13 protein-coding genes are annotated in these 17,269 nt (G+C 59.1%); 7 read left to right on the forward strand and 6 right to left on the reverse strand.

What is annotated here, in order from left to right:
- Genes nodU through MTX19_RS29755 form a run of 5 tightly spaced genes read right to left on the reverse strand, consistent with a single transcriptional unit; the run spans position 1 to position 5,047 of the window.
- The gene (nodU, locus tag MTX19_RS29735) at positions 1-1,710 is read right to left on the reverse strand and encodes a nodulation protein NodU (protein WP_280985599.1); all 1,710 of its coding nucleotides are present in this window, start codon (positions 1,708-1,710) and stop codon (positions 1-3) included.
- A gap of 13 nt (positions 1,711-1,723) precedes the next feature.
- Complete coding sequence (gene nodS / locus MTX19_RS29740) at positions 1,724-2,365, reverse strand: nodulation methyltransferase NodS (protein WP_280980505.1); 642 nt, start codon at positions 2,363-2,365, stop codon at positions 1,724-1,726.
- A 19-nt stretch (positions 2,366-2,384) separates the two neighbouring features.
- Positions 2,385-3,743 (reverse strand): chitooligosaccharide synthase NodC, encoded by a 1,359-nt coding sequence (gene nodC, locus MTX19_RS29745; protein WP_280980506.1) that lies wholly within the window; start codon positions 3,741-3,743, stop codon positions 2,385-2,387.
- A 15-nt stretch (positions 3,744-3,758) separates the two neighbouring features.
- Positions 3,759-4,418 (reverse strand): chitooligosaccharide deacetylase NodB, encoded by a 660-nt coding sequence (gene nodB / locus MTX19_RS29750; protein ID WP_280980507.1) that lies wholly within the window; start codon positions 4,416-4,418, stop codon positions 3,759-3,761.
- On the reverse strand, positions 4,415-5,047 hold the full coding sequence (locus tag MTX19_RS29755) for a NodA family N-acyltransferase (RefSeq protein ID WP_280980508.1): 633 nt from the start codon (positions 5,045-5,047) through the stop codon (positions 4,415-4,417). The genes nodB and MTX19_RS29755 overlap by 4 nt, the downstream gene beginning before the upstream one ends.
- A gap of 664 nt (positions 5,048-5,711) precedes the next feature.
- Here MTX19_RS29755 and nodD1 point away from each other — a divergent pair.
- The 7 genes from nodD1 to MTX19_RS29790 all read left to right on the forward strand — a co-directional run bounded on the left by nodD1 (position 5,712) and on the right by MTX19_RS29790 (position 14,274).
- On the forward strand, positions 5,712-6,656 hold the full coding sequence (nodD1, locus tag MTX19_RS29760) for a transcriptional regulator NodD1 (protein WP_280973096.1): 945 nt from the start codon (positions 5,712-5,714) through the stop codon (positions 6,654-6,656).
- Between the two features lie 758 nt (positions 6,657-7,414).
- Positions 7,415-8,446 carry a LysR family transcriptional regulator gene (locus MTX19_RS29765; RefSeq protein ID WP_280980509.1) on the forward strand — a complete coding sequence of 344 codons (1,032 nt, stop codon included), beginning with the start codon at positions 7,415-7,417 and terminating at the stop codon, positions 8,444-8,446.
- A gap of 502 nt (positions 8,447-8,948) precedes the next feature.
- The gene (locus tag MTX19_RS29770) at positions 8,949-9,158 is read left to right on the forward strand and encodes a hypothetical protein (RefSeq protein WP_280980510.1); all 210 of its coding nucleotides are present in this window, start codon (positions 8,949-8,951) and stop codon (positions 9,156-9,158) included.
- A 121-nt stretch (positions 9,159-9,279) separates the two neighbouring features.
- Positions 9,280-9,993, forward strand: coding sequence for a MerR family transcriptional regulator (locus MTX19_RS29775; RefSeq protein WP_280973099.1), 714 nt, complete (start codon positions 9,280-9,282; stop codon positions 9,991-9,993).
- A 333-nt stretch (positions 9,994-10,326) separates the two neighbouring features.
- Entirely contained in the window at positions 10,327-11,439 is a 1,113-nt protein-coding gene (locus MTX19_RS29780; RefSeq protein ID WP_280980511.1) for a branched-chain amino acid ABC transporter substrate-binding protein, read from the forward strand.
- A 462-nt stretch (positions 11,440-11,901) separates the two neighbouring features.
- Complete coding sequence (gene hisC / locus MTX19_RS29785; protein ID WP_280973101.1) at positions 11,902-13,053, forward strand: histidinol-phosphate transaminase; 1,152 nt, start codon at positions 11,902-11,904, stop codon at positions 13,051-13,053.
- A 192-nt stretch (positions 13,054-13,245) separates the two neighbouring features.
- The gene (locus MTX19_RS29790) at positions 13,246-14,274 is read left to right on the forward strand and encodes an LLM class flavin-dependent oxidoreductase (RefSeq protein ID WP_280973102.1); all 1,029 of its coding nucleotides are present in this window, start codon (positions 13,246-13,248) and stop codon (positions 14,272-14,274) included.
- Between the two features lie 527 nt (positions 14,275-14,801).
- Here MTX19_RS29790 and MTX19_RS29795 read toward each other — a convergent pair.
- Positions 14,802-16,913 (reverse strand): prolyl oligopeptidase family serine peptidase, encoded by a 2,112-nt coding sequence (locus tag MTX19_RS29795; RefSeq protein ID WP_280985600.1) that lies wholly within the window; start codon positions 16,911-16,913, stop codon positions 14,802-14,804.
- Between the last annotated feature and the right edge of the window lie 356 nt (positions 16,914-17,269).

The following is a 17,269-nucleotide window of genomic DNA, read 5'->3' on the forward strand; positions in this document are numbered from 1 at the left end:
TTAGGCTGAAAGAAGCGGTTCAGGCGACAACGGATTCCTGACAACCGCTTTGGTCCAGAGCAGGCCGTCGCACCATATGTGTTCAACGCGACCCCATTGGCAGGCCGCGGCAGCGTCTGGGAAAAAGCCGCGTCCGTGGTGATTGGCGCTGGTGTTGCAAAGCAAAGGAAGGCCTGTGAGGCGCTCGTACTCGACAAGGAGCTCGGCGACTTTGTGTTGCGATGTCCTGGGAACGGTCTGCAATCGCGCAGATCCGTCCAGATGGACTATAGCGGGGACCTTATGGCGCCATTCCGCTCGCGTCTGATGATCGAAGAGCATGTACGGATCTGGCGTTCCAGGATCGAAGATCTCCGGTGCCCGGTCCTCAAGGCAAATCGGGGCGACCGGTCGGAAGTGTTCGCGACGCTTGATGTCGTTGAGGTGATCCTTCATCTCGGGAGACGTTGCGGCTGCAAGGATGCTTCTGCCACCCAAAGCCCGCGGTCCGAGCTCGGCGCGTCCGGTAAGGAAGATCACGGGCTTGTTGCTGGCGAGAATGGCTGCAAGCTCCTGCATGCTGCAGGGCGTGGCCTCCCATTCCGGGGCGACCTCTCCGGCCTGCAGGGCCGGACCACTGTAGACTGACCATTCGAGCGGAACGTAGCCATTCTGCGCCGCCATTGCAGCGCAAGCAGCCCCAATTGCCGAGCCGCTATCATTCGGAAACGGCGGCACCCAGACATCATCGAACAGACCGGTCGCGCGTAGCGCACTGTTCCATTTGATATTGAGGCCGCATCCACCGGCGACGCAGAGATTTCGTGCGCCCGGAAGTGATGAGTGCCGCAGCAAGACAAGCGCAATTTCCCGCACGAGCAGGCGTTCGAGGAACTCATGGAATGATGCAAGTACATCTTCCGGCCGCTTCTCGCCCAATCGCAGCGCACATGCGTCGAAGAAGTCGTGCAGAGCCGCAAGCGAGGACTCCGCGTTGTTGATATCGGCACGATAACGACGAGCTTCGTCCGTATCGGATGCAAAGCGTTTTTCGTAGAGCTCCTGAAACACCGCCACGATGGTTTCATCAACGGCTCCGAGAGCGATGTAAGCCATCAGTTTGCCGGCGACGCCTAAATCCCAATTGCTGCGGTTCGCCTGCTTGTAAGGTCCGAAATGATGGCCTGCGACAGCATAGGCGTGACCGATCATGGGAAGCAGGCAGTCAATGAGGCGCGCGCCGCGGCGTTCAACATAGTAAAGGCGCGGAAAGATGCAGCCGTCCCAGACCAGGCAGAACGCGGGTCGCCCGGCTTTGGCAAATGGGCTCGTACAGTATGCGGAGGCGACATGGCCCGTGACATGCGGATAGCTCTTATATGGAAAGACCTTATTGGCCAGGATCAGGCCAAAGCCGTCCACCGAATCGAGCAGTCCCTCGCCATGGCGCTCGACATAGGGCCCCCCTTTGAGCGTGATGGGTACCGCCCCGCTGAGAACCTGGAATTTGGACTCGACTTCCCCGTCCCAGCCGTCGATGACAAACTGATCAATATCCCGCGGATCGAGACCATGCTCGGTGAGGGCAGTCACGACTGCATCGAGGTTGTCGATGAGCTGGTAGCGAGGATTGTTGCTCCGCTTCTCCTGCTCGGTGCAGAAGACAAGCCGCCCGTCGTCGACAACAGCAATCGCCCCGTCATGGGTTAGTTTGATACCACAGATACGCATACGTCCCCCTTGCCTAGTCGCGGCGATTCGATTGGTCTGAAGATTGGATCGGACTGCGGAACTGGACCAGCAGGCAGCCTTCGTCGATCAGATCCCCCTGGCAGTGCAGACGTTCGACCTCGATCAAGGTCTCCTTGAAAATGTCAATGACGGTCTCGGCACCGGCCGCGTGCCCCCAGCGCCGGCACGTGGCATCACGCGCGGACCCAAACACCAGACGTCCATCCGGCGCCAGCATCTTCACCAGCTTCGCGATGGCCTCGCGCATCTGGGGTATGTCTTCGAGGTAATACAGAACCTCCGCCACCACGATCAGATCGAACTGCTCCGGGGGTGAAAACAGTTGGATGCTGGCGGTGACCCACGTGATGTGCGACCATTTGCTCATTCGTTGACGCGCACGCGCGATCGCACGCGGCATGACGTCGACCACTGTGAGCCGCTGGCAATTGGGCGCCAGCTTTTCCGTGAACGCTCCGGCTGCACAGCCGACCTCGAGTGCGTTTGCAATTGCACCTCTGGAAAGCGACATCCGGAGCATTTGCGCGTGACGCTCGTGTTCGAACGGATTACCGTCGAGCCGCCACGGATCATCGGCCGCGAGCTCACGCTCCAGCAAGTGGTACATTGTGCCCTGCGTCACGAGAAACCCCATCCAGTTGTCGGTCTTTTGGTCACTCGCCGCTGCAAACGTTGTCGCTCGTCACCAAGCCTGACGGCCTGCGCGAAAGATCGGCCCGCCGAACGGCGTCGTCAGTGCCCGCGCCCGCTGCGGCTTTTCGTCGAGTGTTGGCCTGATGAACGGCGAGGCGTTCTTCACTGCCAGCCGGTAGACTGGTGACCTTACGCGACAGCCAATCGCTGTTGCTCAAGGTACACAGGGCGTACGCTTTCACGGGAAGCAAGAGAAGGATATTGATCGGCGTATGCAGCGAAAAGCCGAGAAATCGAATATCGCGAGCGCGAAACGCTGCCACGCTGCATCGAATCATGGTCATCGATGCGATCGTCAGCACGGTCCACCATGGCATTGTACCCGTGACAGCGATCTGCGCGAGCGCGGTCAGGAACGACACAGCAAGAAGCAGGGGGCCGAGATTCTGTCCGATCACGTCCAGCGTCAGGTAGCTATCGAGACCGGGCAGCAGGCGCATCGCCAGCCACGTGTCGCGGAAGGTGCTCCGCGCCCACCGCAGTTGCTGGCGCAGATACGGCGCAAGCCTGTCCGGAACCACTGTTGCGGCGATAGCGTCAGGAACATATTCGGTTCGAAACCCTGCCTTCAGCATGAGAATCGTAAGATGGCGATCCTCACCGAAATCACTCGGCTTTCCGCGAAAGAACTGCGCTTCGTACTGATCGAGCAGCAGAACGAGCGCCGACCTGCGATACATCGCACATGGGCCGCAGCAGCACATAACCGCGCCAAAGCGGGCCTGTGCGGCCCGCTCTTCGTTGCAGGCCAGCCAGTACTCCATGTCAATCAGCCTGGTCAGCCAGGTGTCATTCCGATTGCTGGCAGTCAACTGCCCCATGGACGCACCGATCTCAGGATCGCTCATCTTCGATGCGAGTTTCGTTATCACGTCGGCGTCGATGACAGTGTCCGAGTCGACGTTGAGCACCAGATCACCGGATGAGCGGCGTATGGCGGCGATCTGCGCTTTGCGCTTTCCGGCGTTCTGGCGCAGCAGAATGAAGCTGAATCTCGGATCATCGGCGTAGATCCTCTGGACGGCCCCAACCGCATCCCGGTTTGCCGAACCGTCATCGACGACAAAGACCTGGAGCTTGCCGGCATAATCCTGATTTGCAATGGACTGCAGGCACGCCGACAGGATTTGCGGGTCTTCGTTGAAGCAGGGCACGATGACATCTACACTCGGCAGACCGGCAGCCGTTTGCCGCAGTCCGGGCGGCGGAGATGGCGCCTCTGTCGGCGTAGCATAGAGCGCCTGCACGCTCTTATAGACGGTCGAGAGCAGCGCATAAGACGAGACAGCGACGGTACTGGTTGCGGCGAGCAAATCCATAGGAAGCCAGTCTGTTCAGTGGAGTTGAGGAAGCGGACGGATTGCAAACCCGCGCGTGCGCAGCGCGGGGATCAGAGTCGATAGCGCAATGAGGGTCTGGTCGCGATCACCAGCTTGATGGTCCAGCTCCAACTCACCAGGCGGACATCCGTCGTGCAGCAGCACAACTGCGCCCGGCCGGACAGCTGCCAGTACCGTGTTCACGATGCTATCAACGCCCGGTCGAGACCAGTCCAGTGGATCTACCGACCAGTGGAGGGCCGCAAGCCCGCTCTGAGCTGACAGAGCGAGAACCTCTTCGGTCCATCGGCCATAGGGCGCGCGCACGTGCCTGACCGAAGCCTGCGGGCACGCCGCATTGATGAGCCTGCTTGTCGCGACGATTTCATGTTCCACGTCGGCTGGCTCGCATCGGGACAGGTCAGGATGCGTCATTGTGTGGTTTGCTACTTCATGCCCTTCGGCAATCATTCGTCGGACGAGCCCGGGCTGATCGGCTGCATGAACGCCGATGACAAAGAACGTCGCCGGACACTGGTGCTCCGCCAGCGCGTCGAGGATCGCCGGCGTGCAGAGCGGATTTGGGCCATCGTCAAACGTCAAATAGACGCTCCGACTCCCGTCAATGTCCGGGTACTCGCTTCGCACCACGGACAAACAATCGCGCCGCTTCACAGCTCGGGCCCGTTCCGATCAATGAAGGTGCCGGTCGGCCAATCGCTGATTGCGCGTGAAATCGGGAACACGACGAGGATGACCTCTTCGATCCGAGTGGGCGGCACATTGAGATACACGTCTGGACGGGTCGACCGTACGCGAACTCCAGGGGTCAGGGTCGCGAGCTTTTGTCGGCCAACCAATCTTGTGAGATGCTTCTCGAGTGCTGGACGAACCGTACCAAAGCCGAATGGGACATCGAGTTGCTGGAGGACCGGATACATCACGCGCAGTGAATGGCTGATGCCGAGTCCTTCGAGATCCGGTCGTACAGCGTAGAGTCCCAGTTCGGCGACGAGCAGGTCGACTTCGTCGACCTTGATGCAGCGCCGCAACAAGCCGAGATGTGCCGCTACGCCGCGGTTATCGTAACCGATTATGCGCAGCTCAGGCCGCGCACCGGCCCAACTTCGACCACCTTCGAAGGGCTGCGCGTTGAACGCGCCCGTCGGGCCGTAGCTCTTTCGAAAGAATTCGGACAGCTCGATATGGTCGGCGAGCTGAAGCTCGCTTTCCCAGCGCACGATCCACTGCACTTGAGAGCGCATGGGAACACCTTCCGTCGAGCCTGAAACAGCAATATTCATGGCGTGCTCTCCTTCGACAGCGGCTCGAAAGCGGCCTCGGTGACGTGAGCAGTCCGCCAACCACGTCCGCCCGACCGGCAATCACACGCCGAAAGCACGGAAGCGTTTCGACGGCCTCGCGGTCTGTCGAACGAGCTATCGGCACGGGCGATGGTTGCAATCTCCTGCACCGCAGGCCGCCGATCTATGAGTGTCATTTGCATTTTCGATACACTTTGAACGCGATGGACGCGCGAACCATTTCGCAGGTGGTACGGAGAGTTGCGCGCGCGATCCGCGTCTGCCGTGTCGTCGCGAACCTAAGTCAATGACGATCGTTGCCTCAAGTGTACGCGGGTAAATCGCCGGTATGGAAAGGCATGAAAAAACCATACCAAGGTTTATCGAAAGTAGGTGCCTGTCAGTCTTTCCAAGCGCCCGCCGAACCAAATTGACGGAATTCAGTTCGCATAGTCCAGCAAGACAGACCGGCCCAGCGTGGCCCGGCTGACGCTGCGCGCATTCCCTGGAACTGTTTTCGGAAACCACGGCGCGAAGAGCGACAGCCATCTTGCTATGCCTGATTCACTTTCTCCAACTGATGTTTGCTATCCAACATTCGGCATGATTGGGTAAAATCGATTGTTTTGATAGAACACATCCATACGATGGATAGAGTCACAAGATGCGGTTCAAGGGCCTTGATCTAAATCTTCTCGTTGCGCTCGATGCTCTGATGACCGAGCGCAATCTCACTGCAGCGGCACGCAAGATCAATCTCAGTCAACCGGCCATGAGCGCCGCGATCGCACGGCTGCGGACATACTTCCGCGACGAACTATTTACGATGAGGGGTCGCGAACTTGTCCCAACATCGCGCGCAGAAGGGCTCGCTGCTCCAATTCGGGAGACCTTGCTGCACATCCAGCTCTCCATCATTTCGCGGGACGCGTTCGACCCGGCTCAATCGAGCCGGCGCTTCCGGATTATCCTCTCCGATTTCATGACGATCGTATTCTTCCGAAAGATCATAGACCGCGTCGCTCGGGAGGCTCCCGCTGTCCGCTTCGAGTTGCTTCCGTTCTCAGATGAACCCGGCGAGCTTCTCAGACGTGGCGAAGTCGATTTCCTTGTCGTGCCCGAATTGTTCATGTCGAGCGCGCACCCCAAGGCCAGTCTGTTTGAGGAAACACTGGTATGCGTCGGCTGCCGTACAAATAAGCAGCTCGCACGCAAGTTCACGGCCGAGAGATACATGTCGATGGGACATGTCGCGGCCAAGTTCGGCAGAGCCCTGAGGCCCAATATCGAGGAGTGGTATTTGCTTGAGCACGGCCTCAAGAGACGAATCGAGGTCGTCGTGCAGGGCTTCAGCCTCATCCCCCCGGTCGTATTGGACACCACTCGGATCGGAACAATGCCTTTAAGATTGGCTCGGCACTTTGAAAAACTGGTGCCCCTACGGATCGTCGAACCACCGCTGGCCCTTCCCGCCTTCACCGAAGCCATCCAATGGCCTGCCACCCACAATACCGATCCGGCCAGCATCTGGATGCGGCGGATATTGCTGCAGGAAGCGTCAAGCATGACCTTGCCACCCGAGACGCCACCACGTCGCAGACGCTGCTAGGTTGATCGCGAACCTTCGCAAGCCGTTGCGGGCGGGGATACTGATTTGCGCCTGAGAGCATTCGAAGGCCCTTCGGTCGCTGACCTGCGACGTTTCAGCAGGACCGCGTTCACGGCATCTTGGCAGGGCCGGCTTCGATCGGACGATAGCCGCGGCGCGGACCCAACGTGCCCGCCGAGCTTTCCGGTGCCGACGTCCCACTCATCCAGATCTAAAGCCGGTTTTGGCGGGCGCCTCCCGCCTGCCGATGCTGCCAGACCTTGCCAAGCAAGCACCACGATCGGCTCTTGCACGATGGTGATGCTCTGGATTCGACCGTGCGCCTTCGCCGAAGGCAGCAGAGACCTAGGAACGCTCCACTTTACGGACCATAACAACAGCAGTGGAACGAAAACGCTTGAACCTTACACTGCGTCAGGTTGTAGGCTGGCAATCGTGAGCAACGCTCCGTCACACGGATGTCGATAGCGCACTTGCGACATTGTCGGCGTGAACACCAGCGTTCTACCTAGAATGGTCTTCACGCTGAGGGATGTTGTTGCCGGAGTGCGGCAACGATCAGGTCCGAAACCGCCGAGTTACACGCTCCTCGCCCGCTCCACCTCGGGTCGATCAGCCTGTTGGCCCAAACACGTGAGCTGTTTCTCACGATCGCGCCGCCAGATCGAGACCTCCTGGACGGTTAGCGCGATCGTTCCAGACCTAACCGTTGCGGCTCAAGGAGTGCAACGCAAACGCTTTCAGCGGGGTGAAAAGATATGCGTTTCAAGGGCCTTGACCTGAATCTTCTCGTCGCCCTCGATTCCCTGATGACCGAGCGCAACCTGACCGCGGCAGCGCGCCGAATCAATCTCAGTCAGCCGGCCATGAGTGCTGCCGTCGCCCGGCTGCGCGCCTATTTCCGCGATGACTTGTTTGCGATGAGCGGCCGAACACTTGTCCCAACACCGCGGGCGGAAGCGCTCGCTGGTCCCGTTCGCGAGGCCTTGCTGCACATCCAGCTTTCTGTGATTTCGCGGGAGGCGTTCAATCCAGCCCAATCGGAGCGCCGGTTCAGGATCAGCCTTTCCGATTTCGTCACGCTGGTGTTTTTTCGTCGGATCGTGGAACGTGTTGCGCAGGAAGCGCCCACGGTCAGCTTCGAACTGCTGCCGGTCGCCGACGACCACGATCAGCTGCTCCGGCGTGGGGAAGTCGACTTTCTGATTTTTCCGGATTCATTCATGTCAAACGGGCATCCTAAAGCAGCGCTATTCGAGGAACGGCTCGTCTGCGTCGGCTGTCACACGAACAAGCGGCTATCGCGTCGGCTTACACTCGAAAGATATATGTCTATCGGGCAGGTCGCCGTTGGATGCGATCTGACGCGAAAGCCCTCGATCGAAGAATATTTTTTGCTTAGACATGGGCTCAAGCGCCGCGTCGACCTCGTCGTGCAAAGCTTCAGCATGATCCCACCGATGCTGATAGGTACTGACCGAATCGGAATGATGCCTCTAAGGTTGGTTAAGCACTTCGAGAAAACGACGCCACTGCGCATTGTGACACTTCCGTTCTCGCTTCCCGCATTCACTGAAGCCGTCCAGTGGCCTGCTCTTCACAATAGTGATCCAGCAAGCATATGGATGCGAGACATACTGTTACAGGAAGCGTCATGCATGTCCCCTCCTCGTGACGTCGCGCGAGCATCTAAACGCTCGAAGTCCAGTCGGCACCTCGCTTCAGCCATTCTTCCCACCAATCAGCGCCCGTCCGGATACTTCGTGAGGGCGGACTCCCATTCATCGTGAGCGCAATTCCATAAAGCGCGCCACACCCGTGAATCGGATGCCGGATTTGGCCACCTCAACCGCCTGACATTTGGACTCTGCCGATTGCTATTGTCGTCTCGCGCGCGACAGCTTTCAGACTGACCACTTGCACCACCCTATTGTGCAGCCCGTCGCAAATTGCTATCGAGCCGCCCGCCCGAGCAACGGCGCTCAGCCGGCAATAGAGTCTGCTCAGGAAACAGAGCCCAACATCCGACGGCAGCAATATAGTGCTATTCTCGCTTTGCTCGGCCACTCCAATGTCGTCAGCTGATAGATTGTGCGAAGAACGGCTCGCTCAATCGCTCGCGAGACATCAAGACAAAGCGATGCACGATTGTGTTGCTCGACGGCATCACTTGAGGGCATACCGCATCATCGCCGCTGCACGCCGCCAGCCCGTCTCCTTTTGGCCCTACCGCAGCCAAACGTCTTGGCCATGGGCGCGCGCCTCGCACAATGACAAATAGGGAGCCCGACGTTGCAGCAGCACAATGGTATCTTCGATCCCGAGGATCCATCAGTCCTGGGAACGATGTTTGACAAAGCCGTCACTGCGCTGCCCGCCTCGATGCGCACTCCTGAAAACCGAACGGCAATCGCAAAGCTCATTCTGGAGCGAGCAGCGACGAGCGAAGCTGGCTTGGCGTCCCTGATCAGCTTGATGGACGCTATTTCCCCTGCCGCTTGATCGAGCGGCACCCTAAGATCGTCCCCTTGCTTGCGCCGGAATGGAAGAAGATTCAGCTAGGTCATTGAAATAGCTTGAATCTCACGTGACGTCAGGTTGTAGGCTTTGAAATCGAAAGAACATGACCAAAGCTACACAACGAAGGCGTCGATGGCGCATTGGCGAACTTGCAGATGCTACCGGAGTAACGGTACGCACGCTGCATCACTATGAGCATACCGGACTCCTTGCCGCCTCGGGGCGCACGGATGGCGGTCATCGCATGTATGATCGCGAAAGCATGCAACGTGTCCATCAGATTCGAGCGCTGCGCGAGCTTGGCTTCTCCCTTCAGGAGATCCGCAGAGCAATGGAGGGACGCACCTCGCTTACTGACTTGTTGCGCAAGCATCTGGAGCGTATCGAGCTGCAAGTTGCTCGTGCGACTCTGTTGCGAGACCGCTTACGCAATATGACAACCGATGGCGAAGTTCGCGTCAGTGTAGATGAGCTGCCCGCCACGCTGGATGCGATGGCGCGGGTGGAGAAACGCACCGAGCCACGACCATGCACGTGCACCCTGGCTGCGGATCGCGAGGAGCGGTGGCGACGAATCCGCGATGAACTGCGTGACTGTGTGGATCGCGACGAGCATCCATGCAGCGAGCGGACAAGATCGGTGGCTCTTGAGGCACGCCAGTTGATCGGCGAAATCGCAGGAGCCGATTCGACCGTCCCAAAAATCCTGAAAGTGCTCGCGCGATTGAGTGCGCCTCAGAGCCTTGCTGGTTGGGATCCCAATCTCATGCAGTATCTCGATCTCGCACTCGCCGCCCTGGAGGATCAGCCGTACTGAGCGGCGCCGCCTGATCATACGAGACTGCCGACCTGCCTCCTGATGCTGATGTCACTGACCTCCGGTTTCCGACCTTCGCGGGGGGGGGGGGGGGTGAGCGAGCTATCGCATATCTCTTTCTACTGTAGCTTCATCAGCCGACGAATTTTTGACTTATTGATCGCGCGCTCCCGATAAGGGGCTTGAAACGCACCTAGCGTCAAATTGTACGGTCTAACCCGGGTCCCACGGTCTTCGACGAACGATCGGGGATAACCCTGGCCCATCGCACCGACCAGCCCATGATCGGAGCGACCAGGCTGACAGCACAAGGCAAACATCGGGAGCTCCACAATGTCGAGTTGGCATATCCGTTGCGCTGCAAGCGCAGCCATCCTGTGTTGTGCCCTGGCTTCCGCAGCGTCTGCCGCCGATGTCTCCATTGCGGTAGCTGGTCCAATGAGTGGAAGCAGCGCTGCATTCGGTAAGCAGATGCGCGATGGTGCCACTGCGGCCGTCGATGCGCTAAACGCATCGGGCCTGCTTGCCGACACCAGGATCGTATTGAGTGTCGTCGATGATGCGTGCGACCCCAAACAGGCCGTCGCGGTTGCAAACAAGCTGACCATCGATCGGGTCCGGCTGGTCGTCGGCCACTTCTGCTCGTCCTCGTCGATTCCAGCCTCCGATGTTTACGCCGAGGCGGGAATTATTCAGATTTCGCCTGGATCCACCCATCCGCGGCTGACAGAGCGCGGACTTAAGACCGTCTTTCGCATTTGCGGCCGCGACGACCACCAAGGCATCGTGGCAGCCGAATACATCCTGCGGCACTATCCGAACAAGGCGATCGCTGTCCTTGACGACAAGAGTACAGCTGGCAAGGGCATTGCCGATATTGTCGAGGCAAGGCTTCGCGACGGCAGCGCAAGTGTCGTGCGGCAAAGCTATGTGGCCGGCGAAAAGGACTACATGGCACTCGTCTCGAGACTGAAAAAGGACGGGATCCAGATTGCCTATATCGGCGGCTATCACACTGAAATCGGGCTGATTGTGCGACAGGCGGCACAAGCTGGTACCGGCCTGACGGTGGTGGGGAACGATCCACTGATGACCTCTGAATTCTGGGCCATCACGGGCAGTGCTGGGAACGGTACCTTGTTCACCTTCATGCCAGATCCCGCCAAGAACGCGAGCGCAGCCGACGTCGTGGCAAGGCTCAAAGCTTCGAATTCATCCGTCGAAGGCTACACGCTTTACGCCTACGCAGCCGTCCAAGCATGGGCCGAAGCGGTGAAACGGTCCGGATCCTTCAACGCGACACGGGTGGCCGCTGCGCTTCGTTCGCAGCCGATCGATACGGTGATCGGCCCGGTCCGATTCGATCCCAATGGAGACAACGCGTCTCCAGGCTTCGTCGTCTATCGCTGGCACGATAACGCCATCGAAGCCGCCGAGCAGAACTGATCGTCCCGATCCGAATAGCGCCTGGATATTGAGCAAGGCCATCGCATGACGAGACATCCTCTCGACCTAGGCGTTGCGATCCTCGCGATTGTCGTGGCGTTCGCGATCATCATCGCGTTCGTTGTGCTCGCTGTCGTGCTATCGGACTTGTCTGATGCCAATGTGCCGAACGACGAATTCGCACCCGGAACACTGACGCCAAAGCTGATTAGGCGCGGAAGCGCTTCCTCGCGGAACGAGTCATGATTTGCTTCGCGCCGACAAGTCGAGCTCGTCACAGTCTGTCTGGTATCGGTCATTTCGCGTCGAGGACTCCTGGTTCGACCTCCCCTCGCTGCGAGGCTTTGGTTACCTGCAGCGTCGTCCGCGAATAACAATCATCAATCTCCTGCAACGTCTCATCAGCTCAATCGACCCGCATACGCTGCGCCGGCACTTGGCTATTCTTAGGGAGAACACACCATGTCGGACGATAAACTGCGAAGCGTGCTTTCCGCCCTCAGCCCGGTGGCGCGCGGATTGGAAGTTCTGCCAACTGCCCGGGCGGCTCCAGACACAAGCTACGTGAAGCTGGATATGAACGAGAATCCCTTCCCCATGCCCGCCATTGTTATGCAAGGCGCGCTAGCGGCCCTTGAACGGCAGCATCTCTATCCGGAGCATGACAACCTCCGCTTGAGGGAGGCAGCCGCCAACGCCTACGGCGTCCCGACGAATCATGTGATCGCTGGCAACGGATCATCTGAACTTCTCGGCTTGATCTACAAGGCTTTCCTTGTCTCTGGCGACCGCATCGCAATGGTCGCCCCAGGCTTCACGTTCAACCGCAAGCTCGCCATGTTGCAAGCTGCCCAATTGATAGAGGTCGAATGCGCAGCTCCTCAGCGTTTGCCGATCGAACAGCTTCTGTCCGGGCCTGCAACAGCTGCCAAGTTTCTTCTGTTGGCGAACCCGAATAATCCGACCGGACTCTTCATTCCGATCGCCGATATCGAACGCCTGCTGGCCCAATCCGATCGCCTGATCGTTCTGGACGAGGCTTATGTCGACTTCGCTCCTGACAACGGCCTGCGTCTCCTTAGCCGTTATCCAAATCTTCTCATCCTGCGGACGCTCTCGAAAAGCTATGCCGCCGCGGGCATTCGCGTTGGCTTTGGTATCGGTCATCCCGAGCTCATTGGCAGACTCCGTAACATCCAGAACGTCTTCAATATGAATGTGATCGCTCACGCGGTTGGCATCAGCATTCTTGCACATCGCAGCGCTTATGAAGCCAATCATCGGCATATCAAGCAAGAACGGGAGAGAGTTAGCGCCGAATTGTCGCAGCTTGGCTTCTGCGTGGCGCCGTCCCACGCAAACTTCGTGCTTGCCCGCGTGCCGGGACCACAAGACGGCAGATGGTGGCAGGCAGCCCTGGAGAAGCAGAAGATCCTTGTCGCCTTCTTTGCCGACAAGGGTCTGGAAAACAGCATTCGCATTAGTATCGGGACAACAAGCCAGATCGATGCGTTTCTCGCCGCGGTCCACGCGATTTCCGCACACTTGAAGACGGCCAGCAACCAGGCGCGAACGTTATGCAGCGGGTGCAGATGTCCAAACGGCAAACAGTGACGACAAGTAGAAACCAACGCCGGGTGACGGCGGCGGGCGGCCGAGATCATCTTCGCGCTTGCGCATCGTGCAACCGGCCAAAGAGGCAACGAATGCTGACAAGCCGTCGCATGCATGAACGTCGATAACACTGCTCCTTCGACGGCGCGGATCGGGCCGGCCTGCAGTAACCTACAATCGGAGACAATTCGAATGAACAACGGCATTCCTTCAAAGTTGACCTGCGGCATCTTCGACCATCTGGATGACGACGGCCGCGACGCAGCTCAGCAATACGCGGACCGTCTCACATTGGCGGAGAAGTGCGACTCTCTTGGTTTCTACGCGTATCACCTGGCAGAGCACCACTGCACCCCACACGGCAGAGGTCCGTCGCCGAATCTGTTCCTGTCAAGTGTCGCGCAGCGCACGCGGCGCCTTCGTCTTGGTCCTCTGGTCATGCTGCTCAATCTTTATCATCCATTACGCGCGTTTGAAGAAGTCTGTATGTTGGACCAATTGAGCGGCGGCCGGCTCGAGCTCGGCATCGGACGAGGCTCGGTGCCGATCGAGTTGGGCTATTTCGGTATTGGCGCCGACGTCGCGCCGAGCCGCTATGACGAAGCCAGCGAAATCCTTGCGAGCGCGATGAAACAGCATTCACTGTCCTATCAGGGGCAGCATTTTGAACTCAGCGGCATCCCTGTGACGCTGAGGCCTCATCAGCGTCCCAATCCGCCGACATGGATCGCCAGCAATCGAGCCGAGTCGGCGGCTTGGGCGGCCGCGAACGGCGCCAATCTCGCATGTGTAGGTCCCTCCTCAATCGTGCGAACAGTCACGGACGCCTTCCGAGCTCATCGAACGCACAGCGCTGAGGCGAGCGATCGGGAGCCATTCCTTGGGTTGCTCCGCATGGTTGTGATTGCGCGCGACCACCAAGACGCCTACTCCTTGGCGGCAACGGCTTACCAACGATGGCTGGAGAGCTTTAAATTTCTTTATGAGCTCAATGCCATTCCCACACCACCTAACCTGCCGCTGACCTTCGATGCGGCACTTGAGAGTGAGTTGTGCGTCGTCGGAACGCCATCTTCCGTGCGACAGGACCTTCTTAACCAGATGGAGGAGGCAGGCGCCAACTACCTGCTTTGTCAGCTTGCTTTTGGGAATCTGCCGCTGGATGTCTCGCTGTACACCGCAAGCACGATCCAATCCGAAATCATCGCTCGGGCATGCTGACCGCCATGCGGCCCTTGGGATCACATCGTGTGGCAGGGCAGCCTCAGTTCCAGCCCCGTTCGGATAGATTTTCCGGCCACGCTGGTTTTTCACCGCGTTCGAGCATGAGCGTGACCATGGACCATCCGCGTCTTTGACAAAAATCCTGAACATGAACCTGTGATCGACGAACGTCCGTGGAGGACGCTTGCGCGCCCCCCACGAGCGCCTCCAGGTCGGTCCCAGCGTTCGGCGAAATGATGAGGTCCAGGCTGTCGCTCCGCCGCGTTGGAAGGCTACGCTGTGAGAGAAGGCGCCTGGAGATCCGACCAGATTTCCAATCGTCACTTCGACAAATGGTAGCGCGACAATCTCTGCAGACAGATTGTCATCCTTTTTTGATGCGGCAAACAATATCGCCTCGAAGGCACTCTGCCTGTCTTTGGCCATTAGCGCAGGCCGCGGCTGACATCGTTGCACATGGCACAGAGATTTGGCTCGTCCTAAGCCGAGCTTGCCGAAATATTGCTCAATAATCGCACTGGCATTTACGAGGTCGTGGACACTTGCCTCGTTGGATTTTCATCATCCAGCCAGCCGATCTTGCTCTTCAGGAAGCTGAAACCGAGCGCTTGAAAGCCGGCCCGCTCCTTGTTGTTCTTGCCATAGCTGTGGCCGCCCGCGGCGAGTTCGTAGAGATAGGCCTCATAGCCCATCGCTTGCAGCTTCGCCACCATCTTGCGGGCATGGCCGGGATGAACGCGATCGTCGCGCCGCGTGGTGGCGATCAGGATCGGCGGATAGGGCCGGCCAGGCTTTGCGGCATGATAGGCCGAATAGGTTTTCAGCCAATTCCAGTCTTCTGCCTTGTCGGGATCGCCATATTCAGCGATCCAGCTCGTTCCCGCGAGCAGCTTGGTGTAGCGACGCATGTCGATCAGCGGGACCGTGCAGAACAGCGCGCCGAAGCGCTCAGGATATCGCGTGAGCATGTTGGCGATGAGGAGGCCGCCGTTCGATCCGCCCTCGGCGACGATGCGTTTCGGCCGTGTCACGCCGCGGCGGACAAGATCGGCGGCGACCGCTGCGAAATCATCGTGCGACAATCTCTTGCCGGCGAAGCGGCCGGCGTCGTGCCAGCGCGTGCCGAACTCACCGCCACCGCGCAAATTCGCCAGCACCGTGGTGCCGCCGCGCTCCAGCCACAGCTTGCCGAGCGCCGAATTGTAATATGGTTTCATCGAAAGCCCAAAGCCGCCATAGCCGCTCATATGGACCGGCGCTTTGCCCGTCTGGTCCGCAGGACCAGTTTCTACGTAAGGAATGCGCTTGCCATCGACCGAGACGGCCTCATGTCGCCTGACCACAAGACCATCCGCGGCAAACGCTTTGGGCTCCCGCTTGAGCACGGCTGGACTGGCGACACCTTGCTCGATCAACATCAGTGACGGAGGCGTAAGCGGATCCTGGATGTTGGCGAGCAAGTCGCCATTGCTCTCGGACGGATAGCGATCGAGAGGCCAGACGTCCGCGACACCGATATCGGGCAGTCCACGCAACTGCTCGCGGGTCCAACCGTCTGCGTGCGGCGTAGCTATTTCGAAGACAGGCCGCAGTTCGTCCAGAATGGAGAGCACAAGCCTGCCTGCGCTCCAAAAAAATCCCTGCAGCGCGCGGCGCGGGCCCGGTTCGAAGAGAATGTCGAACTGACGGTTGCCTCCGAGGAAAGCCGCCAATGAGGTGACGAGGACCGTATCCGCGGCATAGGTCTGCCTGGCCGGAGACCAGGTTTCGCGGGGCTTCATGGCAAGCCAGTCGCGATGAGGCTGTATCCGGATGCTGCTCGGCAGATCCAGCTTCGTCGTGGGGCCCGATCTATCGCCGAGCCAGACGACAGAATTGAAGAAGTCCGCGTCGTCCACGTACCACATCCTTGGCGATGCAGCGGTGTGGTCGACTGCGCAACGGACGCCCACATGATCGGTTGTGGTCTCAAACGTGACTGTCGCTTGGTTCGCTCGCGTGCCGCGCCGCCACAGTCTCACCGTGCGTGCATAACCGGCGGTCGTCGCCATGCCGTCTCCATAAGAGCTTGACAGCACCAGCGTGTCCGGGTCGAGCCAATCGACGCTGCTCTTGGCTTCCGGCAGGAGGAAGCCGCCGCGAACAAAGCTTTTCGCCTCGGTATCGAACTCTCGCAGAGTGACGGCATCGCCGCCGCCGCGCGACAGGCTCAAAATCGTCCGCGAATGAGACCCAGGCAGCCAGGCTGTCGCCCTCAATAGCCAGTCTTCACCCTCGGCGGCGGCGAGCTGATCGATGTCGAGGAGGAATTCCCACCTCGGCTCCGGCTTGCGAAATTCCTTTAAAGTGGTTCGCCGCCAGAGCCCGCGTGGATTGTCAGCATCCTTCCAGAGATTGTAGAGATAGCCACCGCGCCGGCTGACATAGGGAATATTGTCTGGCCGGTCGTAGATCGCCGTGAGCGTGTCGCGATCGCGGCCGGTTGCCGCTCCGCCAAACGCTTGCAGCGTTCTACTCTTCTGCCGCTCGACAAAGTCAAGCGCTCTTCTGCCTTCGATCTGTTCCAGCCACAGATAGGGATCATCGTCTGGATCAGCGAGCGTGGGCTTTTCAACTCGCGACTTTGCCTTGACCACGCTTCACTCCAACCTCGGCAGCCTTCGAACAGTCCGCCCCACAGGTAGTCGTATTCCCGAGAGTGGACCAACTACGAGTTCTGGTAGGGCTCGTCTCCCGATCGGTCCGATTAACAACTCTCCGATGTTCCATGCCGAAGTCAATTTGCTCCGTCGGCAGGCTGACGTTCAAGCGCTCTCCTCGAGGAGATGGTCACGGTCACGACCAATCGTCATCGTCCCGGCTGGGCCGCACTTTGCATATGTCGGGACTGACGACACCTGCTCGTTGCAGAAGCCGAAAGTCCAGTACAGTAGCGGGCTTTCGTATCGCTTATCCCGGTCGCCGAGGGCATCGAAACCCGGTCCGAGGCCGC

Source organism: Bradyrhizobium sp. ISRA464, from assembly GCF_029910095.1.
Taxonomy (GTDB): domain Bacteria; phylum Pseudomonadota; class Alphaproteobacteria; order Rhizobiales; family Xanthobacteraceae; genus Bradyrhizobium.